General features: G+C 62.0%; 22 protein-coding genes and 1 other annotated feature. Of the genes, 4 read left to right on the top strand and 18 right to left on the bottom strand.

Annotated elements, in window-relative coordinates; all coding sequences use genetic code 11:
• Nucleotides 1-63: 63 nt before the first annotated feature.
• Nucleotides 64-882 (top strand): arsenite methyltransferase, encoded by an 819-nt coding sequence (gene arsM, locus EJO69_RS10840; RefSeq protein WP_126041747.1) that lies wholly within the window; start codon nt 64-66, stop codon nt 880-882.
• 104 nt (nt 883-986) lie between these two features.
• Here the strand turns inward: arsM and EJO69_RS10835 are convergent, their stop codons facing one another.
• Nucleotides 987-1,526, bottom strand: a complete 540-nt coding sequence (locus tag EJO69_RS10835) for a DUF421 domain-containing protein (protein ID WP_126041745.1) — start codon at nt 1,524-1,526, stop codon at nt 987-989.
• Between the two features lie 200 nt (nt 1,527-1,726).
• Here EJO69_RS10835 and EJO69_RS10830 point away from each other — a divergent pair, with 200 nt between their 5' ends.
• Nucleotides 1,727-2,068, top strand: coding sequence for a cupin domain-containing protein (locus EJO69_RS10830; RefSeq protein ID WP_126041743.1), 342 nt, complete (start codon nt 1,727-1,729; stop codon nt 2,066-2,068).
• Between the two features lie 59 nt (nt 2,069-2,127).
• Here the strand turns inward: EJO69_RS10830 and EJO69_RS10825 are convergent, their stop codons facing one another.
• A complete protein-coding gene (locus EJO69_RS10825) occupies nt 2,128-2,898 on the bottom strand; it encodes an isocitrate lyase/PEP mutase family protein (RefSeq protein WP_126041742.1) in 771 nt (256 codons plus the stop codon).
• A 302-nt stretch (nt 2,899-3,200) separates the two neighbouring features.
• Here EJO69_RS10825 and EJO69_RS10820 point away from each other — a divergent pair, with 302 nt between their 5' ends.
• Nucleotides 3,201-4,553, top strand: coding sequence for a dihydrolipoyl dehydrogenase family protein (locus EJO69_RS10820; RefSeq protein ID WP_126041740.1), 1,353 nt, complete (start codon nt 3,201-3,203; stop codon nt 4,551-4,553).
• 35 nt (nt 4,554-4,588) lie between these two features.
• Here the strand turns inward: EJO69_RS10820 and EJO69_RS10815 are convergent, their stop codons facing one another.
• From EJO69_RS10815 to EJO69_RS10785, 7 genes are all read right to left on the bottom strand, one after another.
• On the bottom strand, nt 4,589-4,948 hold the full coding sequence (locus EJO69_RS10815) for a VOC family protein (RefSeq protein WP_126041738.1): 360 nt from the start codon (nt 4,946-4,948) through the stop codon (nt 4,589-4,591).
• 199 nt (nt 4,949-5,147) lie between these two features.
• The gene (locus EJO69_RS10810; RefSeq protein ID WP_126041736.1) at nt 5,148-5,588 is read right to left on the bottom strand and encodes a YtoQ family protein; all 441 of its coding nucleotides are present in this window, start codon (nt 5,586-5,588) and stop codon (nt 5,148-5,150) included.
• 147 nt (nt 5,589-5,735) lie between these two features.
• Nucleotides 5,736-5,990, bottom strand: coding sequence for a Txe/YoeB family addiction module toxin (locus tag EJO69_RS10805; RefSeq protein ID WP_126041735.1), 255 nt, complete (start codon nt 5,988-5,990; stop codon nt 5,736-5,738).
• Complete coding sequence (locus EJO69_RS10800; RefSeq protein ID WP_126041733.1) at nt 5,991-6,242, bottom strand: type II toxin-antitoxin system Phd/YefM family antitoxin; 252 nt, start codon at nt 6,240-6,242, stop codon at nt 5,991-5,993. It abuts the gene before it with no gap.
• Nucleotides 6,243-6,384: 142 nt separating this feature from the next.
• A complete protein-coding gene (locus EJO69_RS10795; RefSeq protein ID WP_164519950.1) occupies nt 6,385-8,256 on the bottom strand; it encodes a chorismate-binding protein in 1,872 nt (623 codons plus the stop codon).
• Nucleotides 8,253-8,930, bottom strand: coding sequence for an aminotransferase class IV (locus EJO69_RS10790; RefSeq protein WP_126041729.1), 678 nt, complete (start codon nt 8,928-8,930; stop codon nt 8,253-8,255). The genes EJO69_RS10795 and EJO69_RS10790 overlap by 4 nt, the downstream gene beginning before the upstream one ends.
• A 120-nt stretch (nt 8,931-9,050) precedes the next feature.
• A protein-coding gene (locus EJO69_RS10785; protein WP_126042319.1) for an IS3 family transposase occupies nt 9,051-10,315 on the bottom strand; the annotation gives its coding sequence in 2 pieces (ribosomal slippage) (nt 9,051-10,012 and nt 10,012-10,315; 1,266 coding nt in all).
• Nucleotides 9,882-10,016 (bottom strand) — a sequence feature (AL1L pseudoknot). Its footprint overlaps the gene before it by 135 nt.
• A gap of 349 nt (nt 10,316-10,664) precedes the next feature.
• On the opposite strand from EJO69_RS10785, the gene EJO69_RS10780 reads away from it, so the two are divergent.
• Entirely contained in the window at nt 10,665-11,639 is a 975-nt protein-coding gene (locus EJO69_RS10780; RefSeq protein WP_126041727.1) for an IS481 family transposase, read from the top strand.
• Nucleotides 11,640-11,836: 197 nt separating this feature from the next.
• On the opposite strand, the gene EJO69_RS12385 is transcribed toward EJO69_RS10780, so the two are convergent.
• From EJO69_RS12385 to istA, 9 genes are all read right to left on the bottom strand, one after another.
• Nucleotides 11,837-12,004, bottom strand: coding sequence for a hypothetical protein (locus tag EJO69_RS12385; RefSeq protein ID WP_164519949.1), 168 nt, complete (start codon nt 12,002-12,004; stop codon nt 11,837-11,839).
• On the bottom strand, nt 12,001-12,321 hold the full coding sequence (locus EJO69_RS10775) for a HigA family addiction module antitoxin (RefSeq protein ID WP_126041725.1): 321 nt from the start codon (nt 12,319-12,321) through the stop codon (nt 12,001-12,003). Before EJO69_RS10775 ends, EJO69_RS12385 begins: the two co-directional genes overlap by 4 nt.
• Nucleotides 12,296-12,577 (bottom strand): type II toxin-antitoxin system RelE/ParE family toxin, encoded by a 282-nt coding sequence (locus tag EJO69_RS10770; protein ID WP_126041723.1) that lies wholly within the window; start codon nt 12,575-12,577, stop codon nt 12,296-12,298. The genes EJO69_RS10775 and EJO69_RS10770 overlap by 26 nt, the downstream gene beginning before the upstream one ends.
• Before the next feature lie 33 nt (nt 12,578-12,610).
• Nucleotides 12,611-12,706 carry a DUF933 domain-containing protein gene (locus EJO69_RS12810; protein ID WP_281272842.1) on the bottom strand — a complete coding sequence of 32 codons (96 nt, stop codon included), beginning with the start codon at nt 12,704-12,706 and terminating at the stop codon, nt 12,611-12,613.
• Between the two features lie 360 nt (nt 12,707-13,066).
• Nucleotides 13,067-13,417: a zinc ribbon domain-containing protein YjdM gene (locus tag EJO69_RS10760; protein ID WP_126041721.1), complete on the bottom strand. Its 351-nt coding sequence runs from the start codon at nt 13,415-13,417 to the stop codon at nt 13,067-13,069.
• A 76-nt stretch (nt 13,418-13,493) separates the two neighbouring features.
• On the bottom strand, nt 13,494-13,760 hold the full coding sequence (locus EJO69_RS10755; protein ID WP_126041720.1) for a hypothetical protein: 267 nt from the start codon (nt 13,758-13,760) through the stop codon (nt 13,494-13,496).
• Nucleotides 13,744-15,321, bottom strand: coding sequence for a hypothetical protein (locus EJO69_RS10750; RefSeq protein ID WP_245993643.1), 1,578 nt, complete (start codon nt 15,319-15,321; stop codon nt 13,744-13,746). Before EJO69_RS10750 ends, EJO69_RS10755 begins: the two co-directional genes overlap by 17 nt.
• 267 nt (nt 15,322-15,588) lie before the next feature.
• Nucleotides 15,589-16,338: an ATP-binding protein gene (locus EJO69_RS10745; RefSeq protein ID WP_126038609.1), complete on the bottom strand. Its 750-nt coding sequence runs from the start codon at nt 16,336-16,338 to the stop codon at nt 15,589-15,591.
• Nucleotides 16,335-17,894, bottom strand: a complete 1,560-nt coding sequence (istA, locus tag EJO69_RS10740) for an IS21 family transposase (protein ID WP_126038612.1) — start codon at nt 17,892-17,894, stop codon at nt 16,335-16,337. The genes EJO69_RS10745 and istA overlap by 4 nt, the downstream gene beginning before the upstream one ends.
• Nucleotides 17,895-17,957: the final 63 nt, after the last annotated feature.

Raw genomic sequence — 17,957 nt, 5'->3', positions numbered from 1 at the left:
ACATATTGACGCTCATCGATACATGCTTTACTCTCACATTGACGCTCATCAATAGGAGACATCATGGCCGACACCGCTCATGACCTGCGCGAACAGGTTCGTCGGAACTACGCTGCGGCCGCCACCGCGGCGACGCGCGGAAAGAACATCCCGCTCAGCTCAGCGGACTCGTCAGGGTGCTGCGGGCCCGCCGAATCCACGTGCTGCGACAGCGGGACGACGTCCGTGCTGGCAGACGTCCCGTCGATCGATGCCGGATTCGGTGCGTCTCTCTACTCGAGTGCCGAGCACGATGAGCTACCCGCCGAGGCGGTGCTCGCGTCGCTCGGATGCGGCAACCCGATGGTGGTCGCGGAGCTGCGCGAGGGAGAGACGGTCTTGGATCTCGGCTCCGGTGGCGGCATCGACGTCCTCCTCTCAGCACGCCGCGTGGGTCCCACCGGTTTCGTCTACGGCGTCGACATGACGGACGAAATGCTCGAGCTCGCCGAGTCGAACCGAGCGAAGGCCGGTGCGACGAACGTCGAGTTCCTCAAGGGCACGATCGAAGACCTCCCACTGCCCGATCACGCAGTCGACGCCATCATCTCCAACTGCGTCATCAACCTCTCGACCGACAAGCCGGCTGTCCTCGCGCAGATGTTCCGCGTCCTCAAGCGCGGCGGGCGCATCGGCATCTCCGACGTCGCGGAGGATCACCTCAGCCCCGCCGATCGCACCGAGCGCGGCTCCTATGTCGGCTGCATCGCCGGCGCGCTCTCCCGCTCGGAGTATCTCGACGGGCTGGCCGAGGCAGGATTCGCAGAGGCGGAGGTGACGTTCACCCACGAGGTGGCGCCCGGCATGCACGGCGCTCTCATCCGCGCCGTCAAGCCCTCGTGAGCCGAGGACACGTCCGGCCTCGTATTCCCCAATTCGTGCGTTCGCGGTTGGTGACGCGGCACCGACCCGCCCGACTCGACACCTCGGCGCGGGAGTCCGCCGACTTACAGGTGCTTAGCCTGGCGGCCCTGCCCGTCCACACCAGTGATATCTGAGATCGCCCACCGATCACCCATGCTCTCGGAGGGCACGACGCTGAGGGTGCCGTTTGTTTCGAGCACGACCGCGCCGACCTGGTCCAGTCCGCCCAGCCCTGCCATGCGGATGGACTGGCGCAGCGCGGATTCGCTCAATCGGTGCTTCTTCACCGTCTCGGTGAGGACCACGCCGTCCTGCACGAGCAGGGCAGGTTTCGACGTGAGAACAGCGCGCGCCCACGACACGCGTGAATTCACGAACGCGACGGCGACCTGAAGGCCCGCGAGCAGGCCGAGCGCCACCAGACCCTCACTGAGCGAGATGTCGGTCGACAGCATGATCGTCGCCATCATCGACCCGAGGGCGACGGTCACGATGAAGTCGAAGGCGTTGAGCTGTGAGAGTGTCCTCTTGCCTGTGACGCGGAGGATAAGCACCACTCCCGCGTAGGTGAGGACGCCAACGATGAGTATTCGGGTGAGGTCTGACCAGGAGTCGAAGAACATGGGCCGTTCCCTTCTGATATCGACGTGCCGATGACTGTACGCGGGTGAGGTTGGCTCCGCCGGCTTTCGACAGGACGTCCGTCACCGACAGCGTCCAACCTAAGACAGTCAGTCAGCGCCGCTCCAGCGGAGAATCATCCCAGTCGCGCTGACACAATCGCTCCCTGGTGGGTCGACTGCCCGCGGCGTAGCGTTCTGCCATGGTTGACGACGATCCGACAACAACGAATCCCGATCACTACCGGGTGCTGTGGGAGAACGAGCTCGTTCGCGTCCTGGAGTACACCGACACCCCAGGAACGCAGACCACCCCGCACTCCCATCCGAACAGCGTCATGATCACGCTTTCCTCATTCGACCGGCGTCTGACCTCCGGAGATCGGGAACTGGACGTCTCGCTTCCCGCCGGGAAGGCCGTGTGGCTTCCTGCCCAGCGGCACTCCGGTCACAACATCGGCTCGACACCGACCCACACGATCTTCGTCGAGCTGAAGGGAGAAGCCGCAGGCCAGCAGTCCGAGACCGCTGTTGGACCGGAGTGACGCAGGGACGCGCCTCAGATCGTGCCACGACGGCCCGGCCGGCTCGCCCTCCCATCGATTCAGATCTCGGCCGTCCAGTTCTCGAACTGCTTCGCCGAGACCTCGCCGAGCCAGGCCTGCCACTTCGGACCGAAGGAGACGCGGCGGGCTCCCAGTTCGCGGAGCGTCGCCACATCACCCGCCCCATGCATCTCCACCGGATGAGCGGTGACGTTGACCGGGACCGAAACTGCCCCGACAAGCTGCCTGACCTCGTCGGCAGTTCGGAGTCCGACCGGGTAGACCGAGCGGGCACCCGCCTGCTCCATGAGCCTCATCCGCTCCGCGGCCTCCTCAAGCGGATCCTCGAAGACATCGCCGAGCTTCATCGCATCCGTCCGGCCGTTGATGACGAACGGGATGCCGGCACTGACGGCGGCCTCGCGGGCGGCGGCGATGTACTCGGCGTGCTCCGCCCGATCGCGGACGCGCCGGCCCTCGCGGTGCACGACATCTTCGATGTTCGCACCGACCGCGCCGACCTCGATGAGGCGGTTGATGAGATCACCGCCAGGCAGTCCGTAGCCCGATTCGACGTCGGCACTGACGGGGACGTCAACGGAGCGGACGATGCGCTCGATAACTCCCAGGTACTCATCGAAGTCCATCTGCTCGCCATCGGCGCTGCCGATCGCATCGGCCACCGGATGGCTCCCGATCGTCAGTCCTGTGAAGCCTGCGTCGGCGGCGACGCGGGCACTCCACGTATCCCACGCGGTCGGCAGGATGACGAGATCTCCGGATTCGTGCTGGTCGGCAAGGTTGCGTGCGCGCTCTTCGATTGTTGGCATGGGTTCCTCCTCAGGTTTCGACTTCACCCTAGGCGGCTCACGGACAGCAGACCAGTGGACGGGCCTCGCTCCCCAGCCTGACCGGTTACTGCCTTCAGGATCCACAGAGACTGCCGACCGGCGCCCCTCCGGTATAGTATGCGTCACATTCCTTCGCTCGCCCACGAGTCCGACCGACACGGCCCAGCGGCCCTCGACGGCCACAGACGCCGCCCCGGACGATGGCCATTCCGTCGACCTACGGACACCACGAGTACCCCGATATCACCCGACGTCTCCTACTTGCGGAACAGGACAGGCCCATGACAACGCACTATGACCTCATCGTCATCGGCAGCGGAACAGCCGGGACGACAGCGGCACACGCATGCGCGAAGGAGGGCTGGCGAGTCGCCGTCGTCGATAACCTCCCCTTCGGCGGCACCTGTGTCCTGCGCGGCTGCGATCCGAAGAAGATCCTCCGCCGAGGAGCGGAGATCATCGACAGCGCATCCCTCCTGACCAGCAAGGGCATCGATCCCGGCACGCTGCGCGTCGATTGGCCGGCGCTCATGGCACACAAGCGCGGCTTTACGGAGCCGATGTCCGACAAGATCGAGGAGGGCCTCGAATCGGCTGGGGTGACGACGCTCCATGGGCGTGCCTCGTTCACGGCCCCGGATCGCCTGACAGTCGACGGTGACACTCTCACGGCCTCGCACGTCCTCATCGCCACCGGCGCCCGCCCGAAGTCGATGCCGTTCGAGGGCAGTGAGCACATGATCGACAGCACGCCGTTCATGGAGCTCGAGGAGCTTCCGAAGCGGATCCTGTTCGTCGGCGGCGGCTTCATCTCCTTCGAGTTCGCCCACATCGCAGCCCGTGTGGGCAGCGATGTCACGATCGCCACGCATGGTCCCCGGCTGCTCAAGGGGTTCGATCCCGACCTGGTGGACCTACTCCGGACCCGCTCGACGGACCTCGGGATCGACATCCGCACCGGCACCGCCATCAACTCCATCGTTCCCACCGGGTCAGGCTTCGCGGTTGTGACGGAGAAGGACGGGAAGGAGTCCACGCTTGAGGTCGATCTCGTCGTCCACGGGGCGGGGAGGGAACCCGACCTGGCCGACCTCAACCTGGAGGCAGCCTCGGTCGAACACTCGAAGGCCGGCGTGACCGTCTCCGAGCATCTTCAGAGCGTGAGCAACCCGGCCGTCTATGCCGCGGGTGACGCCGCGGCATCGCCGGGCATGCCTCTCACACCGGTGGCGTCCATGGAGGGCGGGGTCGCCGCCCGCAATATGCTCAAGGGAACCCGGGAGGCTCCGGACTTCACGGGGATCCCGACGGCAGTCTTCACCATCCCCGAGCTTGTCCGCGTCGGCATGCTCGAGGAGGAGGCGCGCGAACAGGGCCTGGACGTCGATGTCCGATACAACGACACGAGCGAATGGTTCTCCAACTACAGGCTTGGAGAGACTGTGGCCGCCACAAAGATCATCGTCGACCGCGAGACCCGCCGCATCCTCGGCGCGCACATGCTCGGGCCCGAGTACGCCGAGGTCGTCAACATCATCGCCCTGGCCATGCGGCTCGGCCTGACGGTCGATGAGGTCTCGAACCTCGTCGCGGCCTACCCGAGCGTCGGATCGGATCTCGGGTCGATGCTCTGACCGACTCGCCGACCGGCACGCTCATCGGCGGCCAGTCACTGAGGCGAGTAAACGCCGAGCCGATTTCCGCTCGGATCGGTGAACTCGAATCGCCGACCGCCCGGATAGTCATAGGGCCCGGCGACGATAGTCCCACCGGCGTTCTCCACGGCTGTTTGCGACGCCTCCAGGTCGGTGGAATGAAGAAGGACGAGCGGGCCGCCGCTGCTGGGCTCGGAGCCGGCGCTGAGCCCGCCGATCTCGCCCTCACCGTCGGGCGACTTGATCCCGCAGTATTCCGGTCCGTAGTCGTTGAACTCCCAATTGAACGCAGACTCGTAGAACCTGCGGGCCGCTTCCAGATCCGTGCCTCCGAACTCGATGTAGCCGATCTCGTGGTGACCAGGTTGACTCATGACAGCACCTCCAATGTGGACAGCATCCTACGCCGGACGGTCGGTTAGAAGATACCGCTCGGCGGCGATACTTCGGTTCGTCGCGAGTGGGCGGTTTCGAGCCTGGCAAGTGTCCATGACTATCGAGGGAACACGCCACCCATAGCCGCGCGGCAGTATGCGGGAGCGCCCGCGACTCGCGGGCGCTCTGCTCGACCTGCTAGGCCTTGAGCACGTACCGGAGTGTCTCGACCACCTGGTCGGTGGTCCTGCACCAGGCCTGCGCCCCGGCATCCACCTCTTTGAGGGGGTGGACGATGCCCTCCGCATGCAGTGTCACATAGGGAGTGCCGAGTGCGGCGCAGTAGCCGGCGTCGAAGGCCGCGTTCCACTGCTTGTACTGGTCACCGAAGCGGATGACGACGAGGTCGCTCTTCTCGATGAGGGTGCGCGTGCGAATGGCGTTGACCTTAGCCGACTGGTGGTCGCGCCAGAACCCGGATTCGGTCTCGCCGAGGTGATCGCCGGCCGCGTCGCTCGCGGCATGGTCTGTCACCGGCGCGGTGAAGGTGATGTCCAGTCCCGCGGCTTCCGCACCGCGCTTGATCTCCTCACGCCAGTCGGTGTGGATCTCGCCGGACAGATAGACGGTGAAACTCATGGCACTTCAACTCCTGTCGAGGGTCTGCTCTGACTACCCCACCATCCTCTCAGCCTGCGGCGAGACACGCGAGCGGCTCATCTGGGAGCTGATGAGCGCGCCATCCCATGTGACGTGCCCGCCCCGAGAGCAGAAAGATCTGGTCGTTCAATAGTGATACCGCGCTTGGAGGATGATCAGATCGCCATCGATGACGATATACACCAAACGGTGCTCGTCGGTGATGCGGCGCGACCACGCACCCTGCGCACCGTACTTGAGCTGCTCCGGCTTGCCGATCCCCTCAAATGGATCTCGCAGGCAGGCGTCGATCAGCGTGTTGATCCGCTTGAGAATCCGACGGTCGGCGGACTGCCAATAAACATAGTCCGCCCAGCCATGCCGATCCCAGACCAGGCGCACTCACTCCTCCCGATCGAGCTCGTGAACCTCGGTCTCGCCAGCTCGAGCACGCTCGTAGGCATCGAGCAGCCGGCGGGCATTGGCCGGTGATCGAAATAGATAGGCAGTCTCCTGCCATGACACATACTCATCCGCAGGCATGAGCACGGCATTACCCTTGCGAGAGACGATCTCGACCGCCTCGTGATTGTCGTTCACACGCTCGATCAGCGGGAACAGCGTCTTGCGCGCCTCGCTTGCACTCATGGACATATCAACCTCCACTCCATTCACGTACCACATTACGGTACGAGCCAGATAATCTCGAGAGGGAATGGTCGCGGAGGATCAGACGGTCGACACCAATAGCGGGGACGATGTCGCAGCGGATGGCCCCGCCGGGCTGGCCATGGCCTCAGGGCAGCGCCGCCGACATCTTCAGCAGCATCTCGTCGAGTTCGCCCTGCGGGGTCGAGTCCGGCACAACCGCCCCTCCGGCACCCACTGAGAGCACCCCGTCGTCGTGGATCAGCGTGCGAATGACGACGGACAGCTCCGCGTCCCGATCCCCGCTGATCCAGCCGAGTGCCCCCGAGTAGTAGCCGCGCGGCCCCGACTCGAGATCGGCGAGGATCTCCATCGTGCGGTGTTTGGGAGCGCCGGTCATCGACCCGCCCGGGAAGGCCGCGCGCAGCAGGTCGACGATATCGACGCCAGCGCCAAGCAGCCCCGTCACCACACCAGCCAGCTGATGGACGGTGGCGAAGCTGTCGACCCGGACGGGCTCGGGGCACGCGACCGAACCGGGCACGCAGACCTTGGCCAGATCATTGCGCAGCAGGTCGACGATCATGACGAGTTCCGAACGAAGCTTCGGATCTGTCTCAAGCCTCGTGCGCAGCGCGGCATCAGCCTCCGGCGTCTCCCCTCGAGGCAGCGTGCCCTTGATGGGCCTCGACTCCACCTCGCCATCGCGCACTCGGAGGAAGCGTTCGGGTGAGGAGCTCATGATGGTCGTGTCATCGCAGGCGAGGAAGGCCGCGTAGGGTGCTGGGTTCGTGCGGCGCTGCAGCAGGTAGAGCTCGAGCAGCTCCTCGCGGCTGGCATCGTGCGCGACCTCAGCCGTGGTCGTGAGACAGACCTCGAAGCTGGTGCCCGCCCGCAGGTGCTCGTGAGCCTGCTCGACCTTGGCGCGATATGAGTCGTCATCGTCACGCCGGTGGTCTGGCAGTGAGCGCACCGCGGCCAGCAGTCCAGCATCGACAGTCACGATCACATCGTCGACCGGCGCGCTCAGCGCCGCGGCGGTCCGGTCGAGCCACTCCTGCGCGCCCGGCTCCTCGCAGGCGACCAGCCAGGCCCGCTCTCGCTCGTGGTCGACGGCCACCCAGCGCCGGGCGCTCATCCACAGTGCCGTGTCCGGCTCGTAGCCCGACACGCCGACCCAGCCGCCGGTGAACGGCGCATCCGGCCCACCCGCGCCCTGCCAGGCGGAGCGGCGGAGTACATCGAGCACATTCACGCCCTCATCCGGCCACACGACCTCGCCGCCCAGTCCGAGGTAGGACCAGCCCGGCCCGTCGTGCGCGGGGCGCGCCTCATCCAGCCAGAAGAACGGGCCGTCGCCCACCATGAGGCGAGCCGCACGGGAGAGGTCCGGCATCGGCACTTCCTGCGACAGAAGCGTGCGCCTCGCCGGAGCATGCGGCAGGAGCCCTGCGGCACGGGCCCAGGCTCGGATGTTCTCAACGCCGCCCTCAGTGAGGGCGGACTCGGGGTTGAACTGGAGGCCCCACCATGGTCGATCGATCGCGTGGAAGGCCTGGATATGGTCGTCACTCACCGCATCGACCACCATCCGCTCCGTTGGCTCGCGCACTGCCGACGAATGGCTGCCGACGACCTGCTGTCCGTCGACGACGATGGTGTGGTCATCCGCTCTGCCATGAGGAACATGCAGGCGCGATACCACGCCGAGGCGCGGCTCGATCGGGACGATCCGGGCCCCACACAGACCCGCGAGAATCTGGTGACCCAGGCCGATGCCAAGGACAGGTCTGTCGCAGCCTGCGACGAGGTCCGGCACGCGCCCCACGTCGGCCGCATCGCCCGGCCGTCCTGGACCGGTTGCGAGGAGGATGCCATCGGCGCCCGCCATCGCCCCCTCATCGAGGGACGGATCGTCGTAGGCGAGCACGATGGGCCGGACCCCGAGCACGCGGAAGACGAGATCCGCGAGGATCTGGGTGTTCGAATCGTGGAAGTCGATGAGCAGCAGTCGCATCATGTCAGTGGGGTCGCTTCCTCTAGCCATTGCTGACGCCAGGCTCCGGCCTGGTCGAGGGCGTGCTGGGGCACCGGTGCTTCACCGAGCTGGAGCGCCCGAGGACCGTGAAGCGCGTTCAGCGCGAATGCCTGACCCTGGCGCGATGCCTGGGCGAGGTCGTCGCGGGTCATGTCGACACGGACAACCGGTGCGATGCTGTCTGCGAACCAGTCCTCGGTGGTCGAGCAGATCCGCGGCTGGTCGGGAACGAACCCCTGCCCATCGCGGACGATCATGACCGCGGCCGTGTGCGTCTCGACGACGAGCTCTCCTCGAACGAGAAGAAGGTGGGCTCCCGACGCCTGCGCCTGCAGCCAGTCGAGATCGGCGCCCTTGTGGGAGGGATGCCGGCGGGCATCCTCGACAGTGTCAGTCACGTGGAGGACGAGGCCCTGCTCGGGTGCGGGGCGGTCGATCCAGGTGATGCCATCCGCACGTGCCTCGAGCCGCGGGAACCGGCGACCTGATTGCAGTGCGCCTGCCATGTCAACGAAGGTGCTGGGCACCTGCTCGGCAAGCTCCGCTCCCAGCAGTTCGCGCACAGACCGCTCGAAGCGCTGCCGATGAAGGTCGGGTCGCGTGGCGCGACCATCGACGGCAAGGAACGAGTCGATGACGAGGTTTTCGCGGAGCACCGGCACAGTCTAACGGAGCAGGTTCGTTCATCAAGTCCGGCCGTAGATGTTCCAATTCCAGTTTCGGAACATGGACAATCCTGGGTAACTGAATCGCTCTGGGTTTGATGGAGGCTCTTTTTATTTGATTCCGATCAGCACGTTGGGGGTGCTGGTAGCAGTGTAGTGGGTGTTCTCGAACTCGATCGGTGGTACGTCTCCGAGGTAGCCGTGAAGGCGTTCAGTGTTGTGCCAGTGGACCCAGCCCAGGGTGGCCAGTTCTAGATCCTCGATCGTCTTCCACGGACCCGGATGTGCCGGCCCGCGCACGAGCTCGGTCTTGTAGTATCCGTTAACCGTCTCAGCCAGAGCGTTGTCGTAGCTATCGCCAACAGTACCGATCGAGGGAACAGCGCCGATCTCCGCTAGTCTCTCGCCGTAGCGAATGGACGTAAATTGACTGCCTGCATCGCTGTGACACCGAAGCCCGGGCAGGTGAGTCCCGCGCGACCAGCGGGCCATCTCGATCGCATCGAGGACCATGGGTGTGCGCATATGCGAGGCGACTCGCCAGCCGACGATCATGCGGGAGTAGACGTCGATGATGAAGCACACATACGCGATCCCGGCCCAGGTGGCAACGAATGTCAGATCGGTGACCCACAGCTGATTCGGGCCTGTGGCGGTGAAATCACGGTCGACCAAGTCAGGATGCCGAGGGACAGTCGCATCACGGTGAGTGGTTCGGACTTTCTTGGTCCGTCGTGCCCCTTCGATCCCTGCTGCTCGCATAAGACGGGCGGTCTGATCGCGGCCGATATCGATTCCCGCACGGCGTGCAGCCTTCCACAGCTTCCGCACTCCATAGACGCTGTAGTTCGCTTCCCACAGCTCAAACAGCTGGGGAATCAGCTCCGCGTCCCGGATCGCACGAGCAGAGGGGCCACGTTTCTTCGCGGCGTAGTACGTGCTTGGAGCCACCTGCAATACCCTGCAGATGGACTCGACTCCAAGACGGCGCCCGGCCACAATATCGTCCCTATTTAAGTCGATGAAGGCCACTATTTCTTGTGTTGGCGGTCGAGTTCCGCCCCGAAGAAAGACGCTGCGCGTTTGAGGATCTCGTTGGCCCGGCGCAGCTCGCGGTTCTCCTGCTCAAGCTCGAGCAGACGGCGGGCCTCATCAGTGCTCACACCAGGGAGGTGGCCATCGTCGATATCGGCCTGACGCACCCAGGTGCGTACCGATTCTGGGCCGTATCCGAGCTGATCGGCAACTCTTTTGACCGTGCCGTTCTTCGTGCCCAGCTCTTTACGTAAGGCGCGCACCATGCGCACCGCTGCCGCCTTTTCCTCTGGTGAATACCGCCGCTGCGAGGCGCGTCCGGGATTGTTCATAACTGACATTATTCCATCCTTGTTTCCAAGCTCAGGAATCTCCATCAAACCCAGAGCGATTCAAACAGCGGCGCGTGAAACGAAGTGGATGACAGGGGGTGCGCCGCGAATCTGCGACGCTCGGACGCAACATTATTATGACGCGTCATGCCCTGTCCGGCGCCAAGGCATCTCTGCACCAGCGCGTCCCCTGCAGCGAATAATCGTGTCGAAGCGTCGGACGATGGACTCAGATGGCACGGGATTGGTGACGTCAAGCTCTAGGTGTACTGACCCGGAGCGTTGTTGACTTGAGGGAGACCTCCGTAGTCGAGTTGGAGCTGTCTAGTTCCCCTACTCGTACTCACGGAGGTCTCTTATGTCCCACGCTAATGCCCGTCTGGCTCCGGCCGGAAGACTGATTATGGTTCGGCGTATTCAATCGGGGCGTGCTGTTGCGCACGTCGCTGCCGAGATGGGTGTCTCTCGAACGACGGCATGGCGGTGGTGGCGCCGCTTCCGCGAGGCTGGCCTGGCGGGACTGCAGGACCGCTCCAGCGTGGCCCGTTCCCACCCTCGACGCACGGGCGGGTGCGTGGAGACTCGGGTGCGGATCCTGCGTCATTTCACGCGTCGCGGGCCGGTGTTCATCGCCGGTCAGCTTGGCATGCACGCCTCGACCGTGGGACGGGTGTTGCGTCGTCATCAGGCCCCGCTGCTGCGCGAGCTGGACCCGGTGACGGGGACCGTGATCCGGGCCCGGCGCCGCTCGGCTCAGCGTTACGAGCACGACTACCCAGGATCACTGATCCATATGGATGTGAAGAAACTTGGCCGGATCCCCGACGGTGGCGGCTGGCGAGTCCACGGTCGCGGAGCGCGCCCGAGTGGCAGGCGCGGCCTGGGATATGACTACATTCATGCCGTGATCGATGATCACTCCCGGGTCGCCTATGCGGAGATCCACGACGATGAGAAAGGCTGCACCGCTGCCGGAGTCTTGCAGCGTGCGATCGCGTTCTACGCCCGATTGGGAGTGCGTGTTGAACGGGTGATCACGGACAACGCGTTCGCATACCGCAAGTCCGCGGCGTTTCGTGGCGTGATCGACGCTCATGGCATCAGACAGAAGTTCATCAAGCCCCACTGTCCATGGACCAACGGCAAAGTCGAGCGGTTCAACCGAACCCTGGCTGGTGAATGGGCGTACGCCAGACCCTGGGACTCCAACACCCAACGCACCGCGCACTTGCAGTCCTGGCTCGATTACTACAACCTAGACAGACCCCACCTCGGCATCGCCGGAATCCCACCAATCAACCGAATCAACAACGGTCGAGGTCAGTACATCTAGGAGCAGCACGTTTCTCTTTGACGTCGGCGGCTAGGCGTGTATCCACGCCAGCCACGTTCGCTATTTCTCTGCGAACGTGGGGAGCGAGCCGTCTGACGCGTCTCGTGCTTCGTGCCATTTCCTCGGGCGGATCTCGACGCTCGACCCGCTCCAACTCCCCGTAGGGGCCGTCCCCAGTGGCGCACGACATTCACCTGTTACGCCGACTCCGCGTCGACGAGATGCGCGAGGCAGCGCTCAGCATCCTCGAGCGTCGTCACGTCACGTTGGCGGAACATGGCGGACCCGGAGCCGAATGTCACCTGCACCGTCGGTGCGGCAGAAGCCAGGAGCTGGCGCAGCGCGACGTGAGATCCCGCCGTCATGCGGTCTGCAGCGGGGCGATCGCCTCCACCTGGTCGCGCAGAGCGCGGCGCTCCCTGCGCAGCTCATAGTTGGACTGCAGATTCATCCAGAACTCCTCGGACGTCCCGAAGTACCTCGCCAAGCGGATCGCCGTGTCAGCCGAGATGCCTCGCTTGCCGTGAACGATCTCGTTGATCCGACGCGGCGGTACACCGATGGAGACCGCCAGCTTGTTCTGCGTGACACCGAAGCCCTCGATGAAGTCCTCCATCAGGATCTCACCGGGGTGAATCGGCTCGATCAGGTCGGTCTCAGTGGTAGTCGACGAGTTCGACATCTTCCGCACCTCCATCTCTCCAGACGAAGCAGAGACGCCACTGCGCGTTCACGCGGATACTGTGCTGCCCACGCCGGTCACCGACCAGTCGCTCCAGCCGGTTCCCGGGTGGGATTCGGAGGTCCTCGACGTCGCTCGCCGCATGGATCATTTCGAGTTTCCGCAGGGTCGCCCGCTGTACCGTCCGGTCGACGCGCTTGACGTACTGCTCGTGCCAGATGCGCTCGGTATCCCTACTCCCGAATGATCTGATCACGACACCAGTGTATAACGGACAACGTCATTAACGCTAGACGTTAAACTGAAACTCCGTGACGTCGCCGTCTCGCATGACGCAGTCCCTGCCCTCCATGCGGAACTGGCCGACAGCCTTGGCCTGCCGCATTCCGCCCAGCGCGCCAGATCATCAAACGAGACGCTCTCGGTCTTGGTGGAGGCGCGCTCGAAGTCGTTGTGGATGACGCCGCCGCCTGCGAGGCAGTCCAGCCCTTCATGCTGGTCTTATTGCGAGTCTCCTCAACGACGGTGAGGTATGTCGTCAGTCCGACGGTATCGAGCCGCCGCGAGCCAGCTTGTCGAGGTCTGCTTTCCCCTGACCGATCGATTCGAGCGTCTCCTCCACCTCGGAGCGCGTGTCACGTCCGGCTCGAACGTGACGGCACAACCGTCGTCGGCCGAGAGTACTGACAGCCAGCTCAGGGCGACGTCACATGAGGAGCGTCGTCGCCCCGCCCCAACTCCTACGTCAGAGCACCTTCTTCACGACACTCGACTTGAGTTGCATCCTGCCGAAACCGGGGACCGTCGCGTCGATGTCGTGGTCTGCAACGCCATCGTCGATCAGTCGAATTCCGCGAACTTTGGTGCCGACCTTGAGGACACCGCCGCCCGCGCCTTTGACCTTGAGGTCCTTGGCGATGATCACGGTGTCGCCGTCTTCGAGCACGTTGCCGACGGAGTCACGGATGACGGCTGCTGGGTCAGGCTCTATTTCGGCCGACCACTCGTGGCCGCACATGGGGCACACGAAGAGAGACCCCTGCTCGTAGGTGAACGCCTCGCTGCACTCAGGGCACTTGGGAAGCGAGTCAGACATTGAAGCGGAATTCGACCGAGTTCCGCAGTCGATACGCATCTAAAAACGCGAGCCAACAAACACTACTGACAGTTCATTATCTCTCCACTACCCCCGCAACGACTTCGGCTTGACCTGTCTTATCCACGAAAGCAGCAAAGTATTCTTCAAGGAGAACAGTCGCACTTTCTAGCATGTCTGCAAACCTACCGAGATGGATATAAGCAACCGAGTTGCCTTCGGTGTCATCTTTTATTTCGAGGAGCATGAACGCGAGTTGTTTATTACCATGGATCATGCCGCTAGCAATTCTCCACTGCGGAACTCCTACATAGAATGTCTTCCAGTCAAGACCAACTGTCATCCTCTTTCGCAACCACAGTGTCATAAAGTCCAATGTGAGTGAGCCCTTGGTGGGAATCGATTCCGGTGTAGGAAAGTGAAGCGTCTTCATAGCGTCGGAATGCAAACACCGCTTGATTCATGTGACTAGAGTTGAACACGTTTAGCGAGACAAGAAGGTTAAAATCTTCAACAGACAGCCCGGTAACCACCTTGAAAAGCTCGGCTTCGATCTTGGTGATCACATCTTGCAAGGTGTTCTCACGGAAGTCAGTGAGATACATGAAGGCAGGGATGCGGGTAGCGAACTTGATCAGTTTCTCTTGAATCTGCTTCCGCTTAGACTTGTACTCTTTTTCTTCTGCCGAAAGCTCTTTCTTCTCCGCTGGAGTGAGGTCTTCGCCTTTGCTCTTCTTAGTTTCTTTAACCTTTTCGCTCTTGTTGATAACCGTTTCAATGACGTTGTCACCAAGGGAACGGAATCCTTCGATATTCATTACTGCGCGCAGTGCTTCCTCGTTGTCGAGAATCCGGCGCAACGTGTCATTATCCACGTTCACCAATAAAGCCGATTCCCACTTGCGAGCTAGAAGCGTTGCACTTGTACCAGCCATAGCCATGTCGAGGATTCCACCCGCATCGATCTGCACCATGCGAGATCCGTCATACGCAAGAACTGGCAGGAAGGACACCAAATCTTCCACAGCCTTTTCAGGGTTCGATTCGTTAGGGCTCAACCCTATTCCATAATCAGACAGCTGACGCAGAGCACGGGTTGGCGCGAAATCGAAAACGAACGCAACCGGCTTGTATATCTCTTCCTCGTTGGGATTGTCGCCGTTGGGGTTTTTCTGACTCCATGGTGATTGCACGCGGAAGGCCGCTTGGAAATACGTCTCTGGAGATTTGAGGTTACGAAGCATCAAGATGGAAGACCATTGCGGCACGGTGACGCCGGTAGTCAGCTTTCCACAGGAAAGCGTGATGCTGCCTGATTCGTGACCGCTACCGATTGCTTTACGAACTGGCGGCAGGGCGTCTAGACCAATCCCGGCGCCGGTTCCGGCTACGGTCAGAACTTTGTATTTATGGAAGAAAGCATTCTGTTTCTCTGCCAGCAGGTTCGCCATCGCATGGCAGGAAGCCACGCTAGGCAAGAACCAGAAGGAGTGTTGCATGTGAGGCAGCAGTCGCACATCTGAGTACGGGAACGGTGGTCGTTGCGCACCAAGTTTTAGGTTATCTACCTGCGTTGGGGCATAGGCACCGCGAATAATATCTAGCCACTTCTGCACATCATTTTTGTGTTTGAACTCGGCCTTATCAGCAATATCGGTGGCTGCGAAGAAGGCGTTCAGATCAAACTCATCGAACTCGCCAGAACTAGCAATCGCTAGCAGTTCATCCGGCATCTGATAGGTGAGCAACCGCATCTGCGGCAGCGCGCCGTATGGGTTTAGCTTCTCCGGATATTTCTTGGCAAAATTCTCTTTAGCCCGTTGCTCATCGGTATAGGTCCAGTTAAAAATCTGTTCTTCAATGAATTCCCCGGTAGCCAGAGCTTTGAAAGGTGTGCCAGACAAATAGAGGTACGCGCGTGTTGTTATCGGAAGAAACTGCGTTTCATCCTCAGCGAGTTCTTCAAATTCTTCATGGTAGGCATCAAGCTCCGGGTTGTAAACGAGCTTCGTTTCAGCCTTGATCTGGGAATCATCTTCTCCTTCGAAGAGTTCTTTAGTGAGTATCCGGCCTGTTTAGAGCCACCTGTTCGTGTGTCGGGGAGCCGGCTATGGCGCGCGTGAGAGCCAGTGACTGGCGTTGTTGGGAGCCACCGGCTCTCACGCGCATGTTTAGAGCATTATTTGTGCTTGGTGTTCTCTCATGTTGAAGGTCCCGGTCTCGATCCACGTCGTGTTGTGAACGATGCGATCCATGATCGCATCAGCATGGACGCTGCCGCCGAGGCGGGTGTGCCAGTCCTTTTTCGGATACTGCGTGCAGAACACTGTTGAGGCTGCGTCATAGCGACGCTCGAGCAGCTCCAGGAGGAAGCTCTGAAGCGCTTCATCAGGTGGGTCGAGGAGCCATTCATCGATCACAAGCAGAGTGAAGTTACTCAGCTTCTTGAGCAGCTGTGTCTTCCCGTGGGGCTTATCGGCTGCGACGCTGATGAGCTCTTCCAGGTCCGGCATCCGTACATAGTTGGCGCGGATCCGGTGTTGGCAGGCTTGGTTGGCAAGGGCGGAGCCAAGATAAGACTTGCCCGATCCGGTGAAGCCTTGGAAGACGATGTTGTGGTGCAACTCGATGAACCGGCAAGTTCCCAGCTGAGCCAGCATGGCCTGGTCCAGTCCGCGTTCGGTGAGCATATCGACCCTACGCAGGTCCGCGTCGGGGTAGCGCACTCCTGAGCGGCGCTTGAGGCCTTGGATCTTCGCGTGAGTGAACACGGCGTGGGCGTCATCAACAGCAAGCTTGAGCTTCTCCTCAAACGACAGCCCCAGCGTGAGCCCGTCGTCAAGAGCGCTCAGGGCATCGAGCAGAGGTTCGGCTCCCATGTCGCGCATTTTGTTCTTCGTTTCAGTATCGAGCATCGTCATTTAGATCGGCCTCCGCCATAGTAGGCCGCCCCGCGAACATAGCCCCCACCCTCACTTTGAGAAGAAGGGGCGGCAGTTCCGGTTTTGTCTTGTCCGGTATCGAGGATCGGGCGCACGTGGCTATAGCGTGGGGAGCGAATATTGGCCTCCAAGGCAATCTTGCAGGCGGCCTCGACCCGACCGGCAGTAAATCGCCTCGATAGGCGCAGGACTGCCAGCGCGGGGTCCAGGCCCTGCTCGGTGACTGGGACAGCAGCAAAGATCCGATCAACGACCGTGAGCGTGTTGGCTCCGATCCTGGTGGCCCAGTCACGGACGCGGTGCTCGTCCCAGGGCTGATAGCCCTTCCCGCCGGGCAGGTCACCGTCATGCGTGCGGTATACCCCGCTGGTCCCGGTGGGGACGCGGACGTGACTGGTGAGCCGATCATGACCGTCGTAGATCTCCACCATCGTCGGTGTGATCCGCAGGTCAACCGTTTTACCGATATTGGGGTACGGCACGGAGTAGGAGTTCTTCTGCCACACCACATGAGAGTTCTTGGCGACTTTACGGCCATAGACCCAGGTAGCAATCTCATAAGCCACTGCTGGCAAAGGCCGCAGCAGGGGCTCCTCCTCGGTGCGGAAGACACTCGCGCGAGAGCCTGCACGCTTCTGAAACGGTTCAGCATTATAAGTTTCGAGCTCAGCGCGGATTGCTTGGCGCAGCTGCGCAAGAGAAGCGAAGGAATGCTCTCTGAGCTTGGCGTTGATTCTCGTGGCCACGTGCCAGACCGTGTTCTCCACGCTCGCTTTGTCTTTCGGTTTTCCCACCCGGGCGGGGAGCACGGCTGCCAAGTAGTGGCCGGCGAGCTCACGGTAGGAATCATTCAAGACGATCTCGCCCTCCCGGGGCCTGGTGATGACACCGGTTTTCAGGTTGTCACAGACGATCCGCGGGACGCTGCCGCCGAAGTAATCGAACATCGCTACATGAGCGTTCAACCAGGAAGTCTGTGTCATATCTGCGCAGGGTTCGACAAACGCGTACCGTGAGAACGGCAGGCAAGCGATAAACAGATAGACCTTCTGCTCCGCGCCAGTGACGGGATTTGTCAATGTCATGGTGGGGCCAGCCCAGTCCACTTCCACTGCTTGTCCGGCCTTATGCCCTACCCGTGAGGCGACCCCGGTGAGGTGGACATGATGTTGATATCGTCGGCAGAACCTGTCATAACTCATCGCCAGACCGCCCTCGTCTTTCACGAGGTCGACATACTCGCTGTGCAACAGTTTCAATGTCACCCCGACCCTGGCAAGTTCGCGGTGCACGCGGGTCCAATCCGGTTGGACATAGACGCTGGTGTGTTCTCCACGTCCGGGAAACAGCCGCGCATAAACCTCCGCTTCGGGTACCTCGGCTATGTCGTCATACGACAGGCCTTCGCGGTCGGCGGCTTCAAATACTTGGGCGATGCTATTACGTGACATCCCGTGGGCGGCCGCGATCGCGCGGCCTGATTGTCCCTGGGAACGAAGCTCTAAAATCAGCTTCGACTTAATCTTTCGTACCATGGGTACATGCTCCTTTCGTCGCGCGACCGATCCACGCGACGGAAGGAGCCTAACCAGGGCGGC

The organism is Flaviflexus salsibiostraticola, from assembly GCF_003952265.1.
Taxonomy (GTDB): domain Bacteria; phylum Actinomycetota; class Actinomycetes; order Actinomycetales; family Actinomycetaceae; genus Flaviflexus; species Flaviflexus salsibiostraticola.
Note: the sequence above shows the minus strand (reverse complement) of the source record. Positions and strands in the feature narration are given on the sequence as shown.

Coding starts and splice junctions, on each gene's coding strand:
- EJO69_RS10745 (WP_126038609.1), bottom strand. CDS start 16,338: ATGACGATGCTCGATACTGAAACGAAGAACAAAATGCGCGACATGGGA.
- istA (WP_126038612.1), bottom strand. CDS start 17,894: ATGGTACGAAAGATTAAGTCGAAGCTGATTTTAGAGCTTCGTTCCCAG.
- EJO69_RS12810 (WP_281272842.1), bottom strand. CDS start 12,706: ATGCGGCAGGCCAAGGCTGTCGGCCAGTTCCGCATGGAGGGCAGGGAC.
- EJO69_RS10795 (WP_164519950.1), bottom strand. CDS start 8,256: ATGATGCGACTGCTGCTCATCGACTTCCACGATTCGAACACCCAGATC.
- EJO69_RS10825 (WP_126041742.1), bottom strand. CDS start 2,898: ATGCCAACAATCGAAGAGCGCGCACGCAACCTTGCCGACCAGCACGAA.
- EJO69_RS10820 (WP_126041740.1), top strand. CDS start 3,201: ATGACAACGCACTATGACCTCATCGTCATCGGCAGCGGAACAGCCGGG.
- EJO69_RS10780 (WP_126041727.1), top strand. CDS start 10,665: ATGTCCCACGCTAATGCCCGTCTGGCTCCGGCCGGAAGACTGATTATG.
- EJO69_RS10830 (WP_126041743.1), top strand. CDS start 1,727: ATGGTTGACGACGATCCGACAACAACGAATCCCGATCACTACCGGGTG.
- EJO69_RS10760 (WP_126041721.1), bottom strand. CDS start 13,417: ATGTCTGACTCGCTTCCCAAGTGCCCTGAGTGCAGCGAGGCGTTCACC.
- EJO69_RS10815 (WP_126041738.1), bottom strand. CDS start 4,948: ATGAGTCAACCTGGTCACCACGAGATCGGCTACATCGAGTTCGGAGGC.
- EJO69_RS10810 (WP_126041736.1), bottom strand. CDS start 5,588: ATGAGTTTCACCGTCTATCTGTCCGGCGAGATCCACACCGACTGGCGT.
- EJO69_RS10835 (WP_126041745.1), bottom strand. CDS start 1,526: ATGTTCTTCGACTCCTGGTCAGACCTCACCCGAATACTCATCGTTGGC.
- EJO69_RS10755 (WP_126041720.1), bottom strand. CDS start 13,760: ATGACAGTTGGTCTTGACTGGAAGACATTCTATGTAGGAGTTCCGCAG.
- EJO69_RS12385 (WP_164519949.1), bottom strand. CDS start 12,004: ATGACGGCGGGATCTCACGTCGCGCTGCGCCAGCTCCTGGCTTCTGCC.
- arsM (WP_126041747.1), top strand. CDS start 64: ATGGCCGACACCGCTCATGACCTGCGCGAACAGGTTCGTCGGAACTAC.
- EJO69_RS10800 (WP_126041733.1), bottom strand. CDS start 6,242: ATGTCCATGAGTGCAAGCGAGGCGCGCAAGACGCTGTTCCCGCTGATC.
- EJO69_RS10775 (WP_126041725.1), bottom strand. CDS start 12,321: ATGTCGAACTCGTCGACTACCACTGAGACCGACCTGATCGAGCCGATT.